Source organism: Spartinivicinus poritis, from assembly GCF_028858535.1.
Lineage (GTDB): Bacteria > Pseudomonadota > Gammaproteobacteria > Pseudomonadales > Zooshikellaceae > Spartinivicinus > Spartinivicinus poritis.
This window is the reverse complement of the sequence record NZ_JAPMOU010000012.1, coordinates 1-14,393: the sequence shown is the minus strand read 5'-3', so window position 1 is coordinate 14,393 and position 14,393 is coordinate 1. Positions and strand designations below refer to the sequence as shown.

Below are 14,393 nucleotides of genomic sequence, written 5' to 3'. Positions count from 1 at the left end.
CTTATCCTTTCAATATCATATATACAGCGTTAGTTAGCAAATACATTCTTCCCGTATTAAAGCTGTCTCCCTGAGTACTAAGGTTGCAGATAGATTTGTATTTTTTAACTTAATAATTTAGTATCGATAGAATGCGAATAAACCTGTATCGTCGTATTCACATTAGATAGAATTAAATCTATGTGATTTAGTGCTCTATTGCCACTCAATTAATGGCATATCTTTTGAAGTCAATCGAGTTGACTTTTTCTTTCGACAGTTTTCAGGAGTGAAAATAATAATGAACGTTTTGTTCTGTTGCCCTCCTCGCAGAGGACATGCAACACGCAATATCGCAATCGCTGCTGAATTATCGTCGCGTGGCCATTACATCGAATTTGTGAGTTATGAAGAAGCCAGGCAATGGATACCTGACTCCATTCGTTTTGTCAGTGCAGGGCCAACGCCTGAGGAACATGAGTCTCTTTATTTCACTATGTATAAAGACTTCACCTGGCGAAGCAATTACGAATACATTCAGCAATCGTTTAAAAATCCTTCTGACTTCGTTGGGGAAAACTGGCAGCACTATATTACAAATCTATTGGTTGCAGCGGCGAAACGTATCAGAAGCCAGGAGCATTCTTGGGATCTAATTGTACTGGATGATCACTGGTGTAATTTGGGTAAAGCATTAGCCGATGAACAAGGCATTCCAACAGCATTTGTCGCTTCATTTTGTCTTGGCACAAAAGTGGATTTAGTTATCCGACCTTTGCTGGCTTTGCGCTTATATCTTACCTCATCATTGTCTTTAGCGCGCGTATTCAAACTAAAGAAAACAAGCCAAAAACAAATCAAGAAGCGATTGGGAATTACTCACGACAATACAGATCAAGCGATAGAACCTATTTATCTTATTCCGACAGTACCCGAGGTAATTAAGGGGGTACGGATACCCTCAAGCTCACACTGTATCGGCTCAATGATTTCTCCCGAAATCGGCATGGAAAAAGATGATAATTTGGAAGCCTGGATGCAAAAAGGGCCTTTTATTTATATCAACTTTGGCACCTTGGTTTATTCCGAAGCAGAAATTAAAATCTGTATTGAAGCATTTCGTCATTGCCCTTGGCGAGCTTTGATTGTTAATTTCTCTATGGATTTTTCCACAGTCACTCATGTTTCAGAAAATATTCTTGTCCTCAAATATGTACCTCAACAGCAAGTGCTACAACATGCCAATATAAAACTTTTTATTTCCCATGGTGGACCAAACTCTTTTCATGAGTCCCTGTATTTTGGTATTCCAATGTTATCCATACCTTTTCTTGGGGATCAGTATTACTTTGCTGAATCTGTGCAAAAAAAAGGCTTTGGCCTAATGATGGAACGGCACACTTTGACTGGCAAAAGAATTCTGCATGCAGTAGATAAGATCAGCAAAGATCAACACATACTCAGTAGGTGTCAATCAATGGCTAAAATCCTGCGAAAAGAAGATTCCCTAGATCGGGCAGCTCAGGTATTAGAATCTGTAAAACCTGAAGCCGTGTCATAGAAAATACGCCATATAAGGCTAGCGTGTGTTCGATTCAAACTCAGTATTAGGTGATTTTTCTACATCAAAGCCACTTGCTATCACTGCAGGTACTTTGGGTAGCAGCCAGTTTAAATCAGATTATGGCATTCGTTATGCCTACTTAGCCGGGTCAATGTACAAAGGAATTGGCTCAGCCGACCTTGTAATCGCGATGGGAAAGGCTGGGTTACTAGGTTATTTGGGTACTGGAGGAATGAAGCTCGCCCAAATCGAATCATCAATAAACAAGATTCAGTCTTCGTTAACCGATAATCAAGCTTATGGCTTAAATTTACTTTACAACCCTACCCTTCCCGATTATGAAATGTTGCTGGTGAACCTTTATTTACAGCATAAGATCCGCCATATTGAAGCCGCCGCGTATATGCGAATATCACCAGGGCTAGTACGTTTTCGTTTAAATGGACTCCACCGTAATAAAGCAGGACAAGTCGAAACACAACATCGCATTTTAGCGAAGGTATCACGTCCAGAAGTAGCAGAAGCATTTATGCAGCCTGCTCCCCAGGCGATTGTGCAACAATTGGTTGCCTCACAACAGATTACCCACACACAGGCCGAATTAAGTCAATATGTGCCTATCTCAGATGATATTTGTGTGGAGGCAGACTCTGGCGGCCATACAGATCAAGGTATTGCCTATACCCTTATGCCAGCCATGCAATTCCTTCGTGACCAGATGATGGCAAAATACCGCTATCGAACTCCTATTCGCATTGGCGCAGCAGGAGGTATCGGCACACCACAAGCGGCAGCTGCCGCTTTTATTTTGGGAGCAGATTTTATTCTGACTGGCTCGATCAACCAATGTACTGTAGAAGCAGATACCAGCGACGCCGTCAAAAACTTATTGCAAGCTATCAATGTGCAAGACACCGATTATGCACCAGCCGGCGATATGTTTGAGCTAGGTGCCAAAGTACAAGTCTTAAAAAAAGGCGTTTTTTTTCCTGCTCGCGCCAACAAGCTTTATTCACTCTATCAACAATATGACGCTTTAGAATCACTAGATGGCAAAACCCAGCATTTGTTACAAGAAAAATTCTTCAAAAGAAGTTTTGCTGATGTTTGGGCAGAAACCAAAGCCTATTACCTCAAAGCGAATCCTCAAGAAATTGAACAGGCAGAACGTTTTCCCAAACATAAAATGGCTTTAGTTTTTAAATGGTACTTTATTCACAGTAATCGTTTGGCGATGCAAGGCAGCGACGAACAAAAAGTGGATTATCAAGTTCATACAGGGCCTGCACTGGGGGCTTTTAACCAGTGGGTAAAAGGCACTGAACTTGAGCACTGGCAAAAACGACATGTAGCTGAAATAGCCGAAAAAATAATGCATGGCACTGCTGAAGTATTATCAAATCGATTTAGGCAAATGGTAGCCCGTCACTGAAAAAATATTCCTAAAAGTGGTTCGTACAAGGTATACACAAAAATAACGAGAAAATATTATGAAAAAAACTGACGTCTTTAACCTAGTGCAAAACAATATTTTAGAGATATTAGTCAACGTCACAGAAGCAGATATCAGACCAGAAATCAGTATGCGAGATATTGGTGCCAACTCCATTGACCGAGCAGATGTTGTGGTCATGTGTCTGGCAGATTTATCCTTAAAAATACCACTAGTGAAGTTTGCCGGCCTTAAAACCATCGGTGAACTGGTGGATTTACTATATGCCGAACATCAGACTAAGGAAGTGGTTGAGTAATGTTGTCCAGTATAAAAAAAGGAGGACAGCTCAATAAAATATGTGTTAGCGGTATGGGAATTGTCTGTGCGCTGGGTGATACCCTTGACGCTTTTACCGATGCCTTAAAGTCCGGCCGCAGCGGTATTCGCGCTTTAACCAGTACCGAGGATTTACCATTACAGGAAGCTGCTCTCATCACCAACTTTCCTATCGAAGACCGGCTCCAAGCATTAGCCTTACCCGATACGTTGATCGCACGCGCCTGCAAGGCAGTCCATAGGGCTCCCCAAGTGCTACAAACAGCAGTTTACAGCGCCTTGTCTGCTTGGCAACAAGCAGGGCTGGAAGATATAGAATTTGATAATCAACGCACTGGCTTGATTATCGCCGGGCAAAATCTCACCAGCGGCTATTGCTATGAGCAAAGCCAACGCTATGGAGCTGATTTGGAGTATTTACCCGCCAGCTTCGGTTTACATTGCCTGGATACAAATTTGCTCGGCACACTAAGTGAAATCCTCCAGATTCAAGGCTGCGGCTTTACCGTGGGAGGTGCTTCCGCTTCAGGCAATGTTGGCCTAATCCAAGCGAAACAAATGATTGAAAGTGGTGTGGTGGAGCGCTGCATTGTGGTAGGGGCAATGGCCGATCTATCCCCTTTGGAATTACATGCATGGAACAACATGGGCGCCATAGGCGGTAAACGGCTACCACCTGGTGAAAGTTGCCGTCCTTTTGACAAGGACCATGAAGGTTTTATCTATGGCCAAGGCGCAGGCTGTATTATCCTTGAATGCGCTGACACCTTGCAGAAACGTCAAGCAACTCCTCTGGCTAGTGTAATCGGTACCGCATTAACCCTGGATGGTAATCGCAGTGCAAACCCTAGCGTAACGGGTGAGGCTCGAACCATGGCATTAGCCCTTGAAAACGCTAGCATAACCGCTGCAGATATCGATTACATCAACACCCACGGCACCTCTTCTGCTTTAGGCGATGACACTGAAATCGCCGCGATAAACACCGTTTTTGCAGATCATGTCAACCGCATCTGGCTTAATGCTACTAAAGGGCTGACCGGCCATTGTCTGTACGCAGCTGGCGTCATTGAAGCAATTGCGACGATTTTGCAGATGCAGCATGGTTTTGTTCATCCCAACAAGCACCTGAACAACCCAATTGATAGCCATGCACATTTTGCTTCAGCGGTTGCTGAAACGGCCACTATCTCTCACGCCCTGAGCAATGCATTCGGCTTTGGAGGCATTAATAGTGCTCTTGTTTTTGCACACGACTAATAGCCAAAGCACCACTGAGGTGACGGCTCAATAAGGAATATACGACAATGACAACGTATCTCTTTCCTGGGCAGGGTTCGCAAGTGAAAGGTATGGGCGCCAGCCTGTTTGATGAGTTTCCAGAAGCAGATGCTCAAGCCTCGTCAATTCTAGGCTACTCCATCAAGACACTGTGTCTAGAAAATCACGACAATCAGTTGCAGCAAACCCAATATACCCAACCAGCGCTCTATGTGGTTAATGCGCTTGCTTACCAGCATAAACTAAAGCAAACAGGCCGACAGCCTGATTATCTGGTAGGCCATAGTTTGGGAGAATACAATGCGCTGCAAGCGGCAGGGGCATTTAGTTTTGAAGAAGGTCTCCGACTAGTAACAGAACGGGGCAAATTAATGAGCCAAGCGCCGAAAGGCGCAATGGCCGCCGTGCTTGGAATGGATGCAGAAGCAGTTCAGCAACAGTTGCAAATAAATAATTTAAGTGGTGTGGATATTGCCAATTATAACGCGCCTACACAAACCGTCATTGCGGGTTTACAGGATGACCTTGTTAAAGCTAAAGCCGTATTTGAACAAGCAGGTGGATTGTTTGTTCCCCTCAAAACCAGTGGCGCTTTTCATTCCCGTTATATGGCACCGATAAAAACTGCCTTTGCAGATTTTATTAACACTATTCAGTTTTCCCAGTTACAGATTCCAGTCATTTCCAATGTATATGCCGAACCCTATCAACTAGATGACATAGCCAATAACTTAATCGAACAACTGACCCACTCTGTTAACTGGGTAGAGAACATTAACTATTTATTAAGGCAAGGGGAAACGGTGTTCGAAGAATTAGGTGTGGGCAATGTATTAACGAAGCTCACCCAAAAAATTCAGACTGAGTTTAATAAAGTGCCTCGTCAGGCACCATCTACAACAAAGCAAATTGAGCAGCCAGACTGGGAGAAAACCCTTAAAGCAGTACAACAACGCGTTGCCGACTGGAACAGCAGCCACCCGGTCGGTAGCCAAGTGCATGCCGTTGGCTATGAACAAACGCTAACAACTCGCACCCCAGCCATTGTTTTATTTGGTCATCGTGCAGTGACGTATATGGAAGGATATAACGGTTATTTCTCCTTGGATGAGATCACCCCCATCACAACAAATACTACAGTAATAGAGGGAGAAACACGCTAATGAACGTCGGTATCGAGGCCATCAATGCATTTTGTGGTAGTGCTTTTTTAGATGTACGACAGTTAGCCGAACATCGACAACTGGATACCCAGCGCTTTGACAACTTGTTAATGAAAGAAAAGACCGTTGCTTTGCCCTACGAAGACCCAGTTAGTTTCGGTATTAATGCAGCTAAGCCCATTATTGATCAGTTAAGTCCTGAAGAAAAAGCACGCATAGAGATGGTGATCACCTGTACCGAATCCGCTTTTGACTTTGGCAAATCCATGAGTACTTATTTTCATCAATACCTGGGACTCAATCGTAACTGTCGTTTATTTGAATTAAAAAATGCTTGTTACTCAGGCACTGCCGGGCTGCAAGTGGCCGTTAATTTTATTCTCTCCCAAGCATCACCCGGAGCCAAAGTCCTAGTGATTGCCACAGATATCGCCCGCTTTTTAGTCGCCGAAGGGGGCGAAGCGTTAACCGAAGACTGGTCGTTTGCAGAGCCAAGCAGTGGAGCAGGTGCTGTGGCTATGCTAGTTAGCGAAACGCCTTACGTTTTTCAAATCGATATCGGTGCTAATGGTTATTACGGCTATGAAGTCATGGATACCTGCCGCCCAGTACCAGACAGTGAAGCCGGTGATGCGGATCTGTCTTTACTCTCTTATTTAGATTGCTGTGAAAACAGTTTTTTGGAATATCAAAAAAGAGTTCCAGAGACCCATTACGACAGCACATTTGGCTATCTGGCTTTTCACACCCCATTTGGTGGAATGATTCAGGGAGCCCATCGAAGTATGATGCGTAAATTTACAAACGCTAGCCCCGAGGTGATTCGAGAAGACTTCGAGCGACGTGTAATGCCAGGTTTAACCCTTTGCCAACGAGTGGGTAATATTATGGGGGCCACTGCTCAGCTCTCACTGGTAGGTGTGATTCTCAACGGTGAATTTAACAGTCCTCAGCGAATTGGCTGTTTTTCGTATGGCTCTGGCTGCTGCTCAGAATTTTATAGTGGGGTTGTCACTCAGGAGGGTCGAGCACGACTTGCTGATATGGGCCTGACAGATCAACTCAATCACCGCTACCAGCTAACAATGGATGAGTATGAAGCGATTGTCGAGGGTGGACGCGCTGTTAAATTTGGCACACGTAATATTACGTTAGATACCCAGCTGGTTGCAGGCGCACGTCAACCCAATCAACTCTATCTCAAAGCCATCAACGAATATCACCGAGAATATGAGTGGGTATAGCGGTATGGGTGAAAAATCAAGCAACCAATCCACAGGCTATCAAACGTTAAACATAAGCACTAAAGACGACTTGTGTTTTATACAGCTATATCGACCTGAAGCGAAAAACACCTTAAATGACCTGCTGATAGAAGAGTTCAGACAAGCACTACTCAGTTGTCACAGCACAGCGAAAATTCTGATTATTGAAGGACTATCGGATATTTTTTGCTTTGGTGCCGACTTGCAAGCATTAGCAAATACCCCCTCAGAAATACAATCTGGGCCAGAGCCACTTTATGATCTATGGTACCAATTAACCACGGGGCCTTTTGTTACAGTGGCTCATGTACGAGGCAAAGCCAATGCCGGTGGGGTTGGTTTTGTGGCAGCCTGCGATCTAGTTCTGGCTGATAGCAAAGCAGAATTTAGCCTACCGGAATTATTATTTGGCTTAATGCCTGCTTGTGTATTGCCCTTTTTAATCCGTCGCATTGGATATCAAAAAGCCCATGCAATGACATTAATGACAAAACCGATAAGCAGTGAAGAAGCCTATCGATGGGGCTTGGTTGATGCCTATGCCGAAGATAGCCAGGCATTATTAAATCAACATTTACTGCGATTGCGGCGACTGAGTAAAACCGCCATCGGTCGTTATAAAAATTACCTCAATAAACTTGATGTTTCACTAGCGGCAGCCAAACCTAATGCGTTAGCAGCTAACCAGGTAGTTTTCTCTGATCCCAACAATCTGAGCAAAATTAACCGCTATGTGAATACGGGCCAATTTCCATGGGAAGCCTGAATCATGCAAGATGTTATTAAGTTTCAAACACTGGAGCCTGGTATCGTCCAGCTAACGATGCAGGATACAGCACATAAAAATACATTTTCTGATGCATTAGTCACTGGTTTAATCCGTGCTTTTGACCACATCAAAGCCAGCAACAGCTATAAAGTTGTGATTTTAACTGGTTATGGATCTTATTTTTCAGCGGGAGCAACTAAAGATGGCCTATTGGCTTTAGCCAATGGCCAGGGACAGTTCACTGATACTAATATTTACAGCTTAACCCTCGATTGTCCGATTCCAGTGATATCTGCCATGCAGGGGCACGGGATAGGAGGAGGCTTTGTGATGGGTTTATTTAGTGATTTTATTATTTTAAGTCGTGAAAGTATTTATACCACCAATTTTATGAAATATGGATTTACGCCAGGTATGGGAGCCACCTATATCGTCCCTAAAAAACTCGGTGTCAGTTTAGGTCACGAAATGCTCCTCAATGCTCAAACTTATCGAGGTGAAACGTTAAAACAACGGGGCATTCCGTTTCCTGTTTACCCAAGAAATGACGTATTAACCCACGCTTTGGAAACTGCAAAGCAACTGGCCGAAAAGCCCCGGGTTGCTCTAGTAACATTAAAAGAACACTTGGTGACACCCATCCGGCAAAAGCTGCCGGAGATAATAAAACAAGAGTTGGCCATGCATGAAAAAACATTTTATCAGCAAGCAGTTAAAGAGCGTGTCAGTACATTTTTTTAGGTTTAACTGTTAGGCAAGTCAAGACCCAAATCGGTAAACGCAGGCTGGGTGCCGACACGCTCTAAGTCATCATTTATTTTTAGCCATTTCTGCTGACTGTCAGTCCAGTAATGGCGTACTGGCTGGAAAATACTAGCGTCATCCAAGCTACCGGCCTTAATAATCCAGAGCCCCATAAGGCCTTCAGACTCTTCGAGCACATGTGTACCACACTCAGGGCAAAACAATCTAGTCATTTTTTTACCTGAATCAGCAAGCACAGTATAATTTCGCCTCTCACCTTCAACCACAGTGGCAGCTTTAGTGACTAAAAAACCTGCCGCAACGGGGCTGCCTGTGCTTTTTTGGCAGTCTAAACAATGACAGAAGAATTGCGATAGCGGCTCATTTTGACAAGTGTAACGTAACTGACCGCAATGGCAGCCACCTTTAAAAATGCTCGTCATATTAGCAATAAACTCTCTTTGGATTTTCTAGTTTTAATTAATAATGTCGGCATAGCTCTTATCAATTATAAAACATTCAATCTATAAAGGGTATAATTACACCCGACCAGTGTAAGCAGCAAAACCATCATTATTCAATAGTGCCTTTTTATACGGCTTTTGTGGTAGGCTTGTATGCTTCCAATATTCACTAACATCCTCTTTATTGAAATCTATAAAAATAAAGGACCCAGCATAATGCAGTTGAGAATTATTGACCGTTCTTTAAAAGATGCAGACACCTGCTCAATTCAATTAATATTGGAAACCGAAGGCTGGAGCGACAGCTATATAATAGAAGACTACAGCTCCCCTATCCCCCAAGCTTTTCACGATACCTTAAATTGGTATTTTAAAGACTATCCTCAGTTAATGACAAAATCTCCTCATGACAGAGGTGTTGTGGAAAAGTTGATAAATTACGGGCAGTACATAGGTGATCAATGCCTGGGAGAGCAAGATGAGATCTACCGCTTCATTGCAAAAATAGACGCTTATAAATGTGAGAACTTACATGTTCGCATTGAGTCATCTCGTCGCCAATTCTTTAATGAACTCTGGGAAGCTATTATTTTTCCAGAAATACCCTATTTTTTAGCTGCTGTAACAAAGAGTTTTATCAGACAGTTTACTGACACTAGCAGTGTCAAAGATCTCCCAGACTTGCACTATCAATTGGAATATACCCCCTCCACAACAAATACATTGTCAAGCCTTGTCTCTGATAAACCAACTGAAGCAGCAACAAAACCAACAGCTGAAAATAAACCACTGCGTATACTTCATCTTGTGTATGATGATGATAGCTATGCTCATCATGCTTTTAACACTAGCTTAACGTTGTCTGACACACAAGGGGCTATTCACTATGAAATTTTTCCTATTCAACAATGGGACCAGCTGAGCCTAACCAGCCCAACACCCGACACTGGTTTCCACATCGTACATATTGATAGTCCCATGTTTATTGAACAAGGAAATTATTGCTTTGGCACAGGATCTAGCAGCAAAGAGAGTGGGATAAAGGTTGAAAAATTAGTCAGCCAGTTAGTGGCAAATAACATTGCTGTTCTAGGTGTTGATATACGAGGCGACATAACCTGTACACAAACTGCATTAACTTATATAAGCAAAACTGCCCATCAACAAGGTTTAGGTAATGTGATCGGCTTGCGAGATAGTGTTCCCTCTTGGTTAAGTGCCCAGTGCTTTAGCACCTTTTACCAGATGTTAACTACCGGCTTAAATATTAACCAAGCTGTCGTAGAAACCCGCAAATCACTGCAAAAGATAGTGGATACTTCGGTACTCATCTCTGAACCTCGCCCTTTTCAATACTGGTCATTGATTATTCACTTTGGCGGACAAAATGTTACTTTTTTTAAGTCTGGCCAAACCCTATCCCAGCCTGACAGTGCCACAATTTTACCGCTAGCCAGCCAGAAACTACTAGGTTTTAAGTCTGAATGGATCTCATCAAAACAACCCTATACCAGTGATGGCCAGCTGTTATCTTTAATTCGAGCCTGGCATCTGCAACAACGAGCGCTAAGCATAACCGGGCCAGCGGGTTCAGGTAAAACCTATCTTGTTCATCGGTTTTGTTTATATTTAACTTATACCCAAAAAATTGATTATGCCTTTTATTTTGACTTCACTGAACAAACGTATACACCTGCAACGATATTAACAATGGTTGGTCCTATTGTTGGTTGTGACACAGCTGTATTAGAGAAATTAAAATCACTATGTTGCTGTTTTGTATTTGATGGTTTGGCTATAGAAAATAACTTAGCACTGACAACGTTTATCAATACCTTATTAGCAGATAGTCACCTTGTTATTATTTCTGGCACCCTCCTTGAACCGTCTTACCTCCCAACGTTTGTTAATACAACTATATCTCCCATAACCCAGCTTGATCAAATGATACTGGCCGCTTTTAACTTAAAAGAAAATAAACTTGTAGGCAAAGAGATAAACGATCAATGGCCAGCTCTTTTAGCAACTTGCCAAAATAATCCATTCTTAATTAAAAAAATGATCCCTTTACTGGCCAATACCTCTATAGTAAAACTGAAAAATTTACTCCAGAATAAAATCCCCAGTATAAAAAATACTAAGGTCTCCTCCCCCAATCTAGTAGATGCTTTTTTTCAATGGCAATGGGAAACACTATCGGAACCTTCGCAAAAAATGCTGGTTTTATGTGCCAATATAGAGGGTATTTTGCTTGAGATGATAATGGTCGCTTGCGACCAAAAAGCGGCTTTTTCACCCGCAGCCGAATTAATGGAAACGGTTGGCACAACAGGGCTTGAGTTCAAGGAATTATTAAATAACTGGGAAAAAGCAGGTTTTATTACACCGGTTGCCTATGGGCGAGTGATAGATAAATATTCACTCACTTTCTTATTAAGTAAACAACCATCTTTAAGCAATTTAAACACCGACTCGCAGGTGCTACAAAAAATCATCAGCCAAGTCATCTGCGAAGGTATTCGTATTATTTCAACTCACCTAAGCCAACAAACCAATGAACTATTGCTTAACCACTTGTTAATAAACCGGCGTCTTTGGGTAAAACATTTTGAGCGTTTATGGTTTTCTAAAGATTACCAAGGGTTTATGTCAGTAATAAAACCCTTTGAACAGCTTTTGCAGCCTGTTCAATTAGAGCAGGAGATCGTTGACTGGTTAATTGATCTACTTAGTCGTTCTTCACCATTAGTAAGTGACGACCCCAGTATAAGTGATGAAGCAAAGCTATGCTGGCTTTACATAGCAACTAAAGCACTGCGTCATCCTAGTTATCAAGCTTCTCGTCATGATGATAGTCCCATTAATACAAGTGAAAAATACTGGCGACAATGGTTTGAAAAACACAATAAAACAGCTGACCAACAGCAATTAGCTTTGTTTCAGCAAGTAATTTATTTTCTTGAAGCTTACTATCAAAAATACCAGTGTTGGGAACAATGCATTGCCGTAAGCAACCAAGCTTACAAAGCTTATTATCAATACCAAGCCTGGCTTCCAGCAATAACCTCCTTAAAGTCATTGGTTGAGTGTTGCAGTCAGTTAGGAAATATGGAACAAGCACTCTCTTTTGAAGAAAAAATTCTACATGAGATTCCCTATCAAGAGGCTCCTCCTGGTTTCAAGTGTCAACAAATGCTTCATATCATTATGTCTCGACTAAAACGTCAAGCAACTGATTTAGCTGAAGCGTTATTTGACGAAGTTAAATCTAGGAAAGATTCAGCACCCTTCCAAAAAATTCTTGAGGCTTTGCAAGCAGACATACAACGTCAAAAAGAAGAGAATAATAATGTAGTAACATCTTAACCAAAGATATCACCAAAACATCATTTCCAGCGATAGCTGTATTTTACTCATTGGGATTTCCCTGCTATCGCTAAATTTGTTTAAAGTGTCCTTAATACTCCAATTTATAATTATAGCTCATACTATTGACTCAATAGGCTGATGTTCTTTTATTAGCTGTTCTAACCCATTGCTATTAAAACCATAAGGTGTCATCATTGCAGTAACTTTTGACTGAGAGTTTTCTGGTAAGATATATTTTAAAAGAGTCGCTAAGGTACCTGAAGGCCCCAGGTCTAGATAGTGATATGAACCTGTTGATTCAAAAAGCTCAGCTGTCCTTCGAAACTCAATTGGTTCACGAATAACTTTCCAAAAATATACTTCTGAAATATAGGAAACCATTTCCGCCTTCATACAACAAATCAGAGGTATATTCATTATTTGAAATTCTTGGCTTTTTAGAAAGTCTAAATAGCTTTCCTGAGCAGAGTCTATCCACTGTGAATGAAAGGCATGGGATACAGCAAGCACTTGATAACTAATTTGTTGCTGTTTTAAAAAATGTTCTATAGTTGAAAGCCCTGCTACATTTGTAGAAACAACAAAATGACCATCAAAGTTAGTAGAAGCTAATACGCTTTGACTATAAAGTTGAGCTTCACGCTGAAATAGTATAGGGTTTTCAAGGATCGCTACCATAAAGCCTGGTTCACATTGAGCAGCAATTAACTCACTTTGCTTTATCACAGCTAAAAGCATTTTCTCTTCATCAAGACAGCCAGCTAAAGACGCAGCTGCAAAAGTTCCCATACTTGTACCCATGACATAATCGGGGCATATTCCTAAGTTTATAAGCATTTTTGCCTGGGCCACTTCAAACATATAAATAGCAGGATGAGTAAAACGGGTCTGATTAAAAGCGTCTGCTGCACTTCGATTTGTATTATACATTTCTTGAATAACAGAATACCCCAAGTGAACTTGTGCTATTTCATCTAACTCTTGTAAAGAGTTTCTAAAAAACGAGTTCCCTTCAAATAGTTCTTTCCCCATATGATAATACTGACTGCCTTGTCCAGAAAACATGAAAATAAGGGGTAATGCTTTCACTTGGTTAAATCCTTTTTATATTTTCAGACAGGAAATAATATTCGGTAGTGATTCAAAGCTGAGCCTATTCATGATTGTAAGCTGAACTCATAACAGTTAAAAAAAAGCACAGTGATAGATAATTCAAGCATTATATCAGACTTAAAAAGTCAAATTAAAAAGCAAGGGTTATTAAAGGAAGGTACAATTGTCATTGTAGCAATTATTTCCGCCCCTTCTTCGACGAAGAGTAAATAACATACTTGAGATCCATAAATAAATCAAACAAAAAAGCTAGGCGTAAAAAAACAATAGATTGTGACTCAAACCTGTTTTTGACTAAATATTGCACAGACATAGTAAGTAAAATAATGACTGCTTTTGTTGTATGATAGTTGATACTTATAATGATGGTTTTCGAAAAGTAAGTTTTAGCTACAGTTAATGTATTGTGCACTCAGTGCAATAGCGATCAAGTGAAAAAAATAGGTTGTCAGAAGGAAAGCAACGCTATCTGTGTAAGAGTCTACTCTGTAAAAAATCATTTATATTGAATTATAGCAATAGAGCTTACAGCCAACATATTCCAGTTGAAAATCACTTAGTAGAAAAAGGAAATACTCAAAAGATTGAAAGAAAACACTTAGCCTTAAGGACTCAAATTAACCGCCTAGGAGAAGAACAATTTGTTTTTCTAAGTCAAATAAAATGCATGGCATTGTTATAGGGATTTTTATTAATCGCAATGAATTTGGGCGTAACATTTGATAAAATATTGGTTTGAGCCACTACCAATATTGGCAATAACACGGTACATGTGATCTCCTCTCAAAAGGAGATCATGGCTAAATTAATTTTGCCATAACCAAACATAGCTCTTATATACCAGTCGCGAATCATTTCTAGGTTCAATAATACAGCATCATGTGTATAATCCACTGTTATGAGAGGATTTG

Annotated in this window: 11 protein-coding genes and 1 pseudogene; 10 read left to right on the top strand and 2 right to left on the bottom strand. The window is 41.2% G+C overall.

Annotated elements, in window-relative coordinates; genetic code table 11:
* The first annotated feature begins 280 nt into the window (after positions 1 to 280).
* Genes ORQ98_RS11360 through ORQ98_RS11325 form a run of 8 tightly spaced genes read left to right on the top strand, consistent with a single transcriptional unit; the run spans position 281 to position 8,533 of the window.
* On the top strand, positions 281 to 1,540 hold the full coding sequence (locus tag ORQ98_RS11360) for a glycosyltransferase (protein WP_274688927.1): 1,260 nt from the start codon (positions 281 to 283) through the stop codon (positions 1,538 to 1,540).
* Positions 1,541 to 1,565: 25 nt separating this feature from the next.
* The gene (locus ORQ98_RS11355) at positions 1,566 to 2,975 is read left to right on the top strand and encodes a PfaD family polyunsaturated fatty acid/polyketide biosynthesis protein (RefSeq protein WP_274688926.1); all 1,410 of its coding nucleotides are present in this window, start codon (positions 1,566 to 1,568) and stop codon (positions 2,973 to 2,975) included.
* Positions 2,976 to 3,033: 58 nt separating this feature from the next.
* Positions 3,034 to 3,294, top strand: coding sequence for an acyl carrier protein (locus tag ORQ98_RS11350; protein ID WP_274688925.1), 261 nt, complete (start codon positions 3,034 to 3,036; stop codon positions 3,292 to 3,294).
* The gene (locus ORQ98_RS11345) at positions 3,294 to 4,574 is read left to right on the top strand and encodes a beta-ketoacyl synthase N-terminal-like domain-containing protein (protein WP_274688924.1); all 1,281 of its coding nucleotides are present in this window, start codon (positions 3,294 to 3,296) and stop codon (positions 4,572 to 4,574) included. Before ORQ98_RS11350 ends, ORQ98_RS11345 begins: the two co-directional genes overlap by 1 nt.
* Positions 4,575 to 4,621: 47 nt before the next feature.
* Positions 4,622 to 5,758 carry an ACP S-malonyltransferase gene (gene fabD / locus ORQ98_RS11340; RefSeq protein WP_274688923.1) on the top strand — a complete coding sequence of 379 codons (1,137 nt, stop codon included), beginning with the start codon at positions 4,622 to 4,624 and terminating at the stop codon, positions 5,756 to 5,758.
* Entirely contained in the window at positions 5,758 to 7,002 is a 1,245-nt protein-coding gene (locus ORQ98_RS11335; protein ID WP_274688922.1) for a hydroxymethylglutaryl-CoA synthase family protein, read from the top strand. Before fabD ends, ORQ98_RS11335 begins: the two co-directional genes overlap by 1 nt.
* A gap of 4 nt (positions 7,003 to 7,006) precedes the next feature.
* On the top strand, positions 7,007 to 7,789 hold the full coding sequence (locus ORQ98_RS11330) for an enoyl-CoA hydratase/isomerase (protein WP_274688921.1): 783 nt from the start codon (positions 7,007 to 7,009) through the stop codon (positions 7,787 to 7,789).
* 3 nt (positions 7,790 to 7,792) lie between these two features.
* Complete coding sequence (locus ORQ98_RS11325) at positions 7,793 to 8,533, top strand: polyketide synthase (protein WP_274688920.1); 741 nt, start codon at positions 7,793 to 7,795, stop codon at positions 8,531 to 8,533.
* A 2-nt stretch (positions 8,534 to 8,535) separates the two neighbouring features.
* On the opposite strand, the gene ORQ98_RS11320 is transcribed toward ORQ98_RS11325, so the two are convergent.
* The gene (locus ORQ98_RS11320; protein WP_274688919.1) at positions 8,536 to 8,979 is read right to left on the bottom strand and encodes a GFA family protein; all 444 of its coding nucleotides are present in this window, start codon (positions 8,977 to 8,979) and stop codon (positions 8,536 to 8,538) included.
* A 237-nt stretch (positions 8,980 to 9,216) separates the two neighbouring features.
* On the opposite strand from ORQ98_RS11320, the gene ORQ98_RS11315 reads away from it, so the two are divergent.
* Positions 9,217 to 12,366 carry a hypothetical protein gene (locus ORQ98_RS11315; protein WP_274688918.1) on the top strand — a complete coding sequence of 1,050 codons (3,150 nt, stop codon included), beginning with the start codon at positions 9,217 to 9,219 and terminating at the stop codon, positions 12,364 to 12,366.
* Positions 12,367 to 12,483: 117 nt separating this feature from the next.
* Here ORQ98_RS11315 and ORQ98_RS11310 read toward each other — a convergent pair whose 3' ends face one another.
* Positions 12,484 to 13,458, bottom strand: coding sequence for an acyltransferase domain-containing protein (locus ORQ98_RS11310; protein ID WP_274688917.1), 975 nt, complete (start codon positions 13,456 to 13,458; stop codon positions 12,484 to 12,486).
* A gap of 428 nt (positions 13,459 to 13,886) precedes the next feature.
* On the opposite strand from ORQ98_RS11310, the pseudogene ORQ98_RS29595 reads away from it, so the two are divergent.
* A pseudogene (locus ORQ98_RS29595) lies at positions 13,887 to 14,205 on the top strand (IS1 family transposase).
* The last annotated feature ends 188 nt before the right edge of the window (positions 14,206 to 14,393 follow it).

Coding starts and splice junctions, on each gene's coding strand:
- ORQ98_RS11360 (WP_274688927.1), top strand. CDS start 281: ATGAACGTTTTGTTCTGTTGCCCTCCTCGCAGAGGACATGCAACACGC.
- ORQ98_RS11335 (WP_274688922.1), top strand. CDS start 5,758: ATGAACGTCGGTATCGAGGCCATCAATGCATTTTGTGGTAGTGCTTTT.
- ORQ98_RS11330 (WP_274688921.1), top strand. CDS start 7,007: ATGGGTGAAAAATCAAGCAACCAATCCACAGGCTATCAAACGTTAAAC.
- ORQ98_RS11350 (WP_274688925.1), top strand. CDS start 3,034: ATGAAAAAAACTGACGTCTTTAACCTAGTGCAAAACAATATTTTAGAG.
- ORQ98_RS11315 (WP_274688918.1), top strand. CDS start 9,217: ATGCAGTTGAGAATTATTGACCGTTCTTTAAAAGATGCAGACACCTGC.
- ORQ98_RS11320 (WP_274688919.1), bottom strand. CDS start 8,979: ATGACGAGCATTTTTAAAGGTGGCTGCCATTGCGGTCAGTTACGTTAC.
- fabD (WP_274688923.1), top strand. CDS start 4,622: ATGACAACGTATCTCTTTCCTGGGCAGGGTTCGCAAGTGAAAGGTATG.
- ORQ98_RS11325 (WP_274688920.1), top strand. CDS start 7,793: ATGCAAGATGTTATTAAGTTTCAAACACTGGAGCCTGGTATCGTCCAG.
- ORQ98_RS11345 (WP_274688924.1), top strand. CDS start 3,294: ATGTTGTCCAGTATAAAAAAAGGAGGACAGCTCAATAAAATATGTGTT.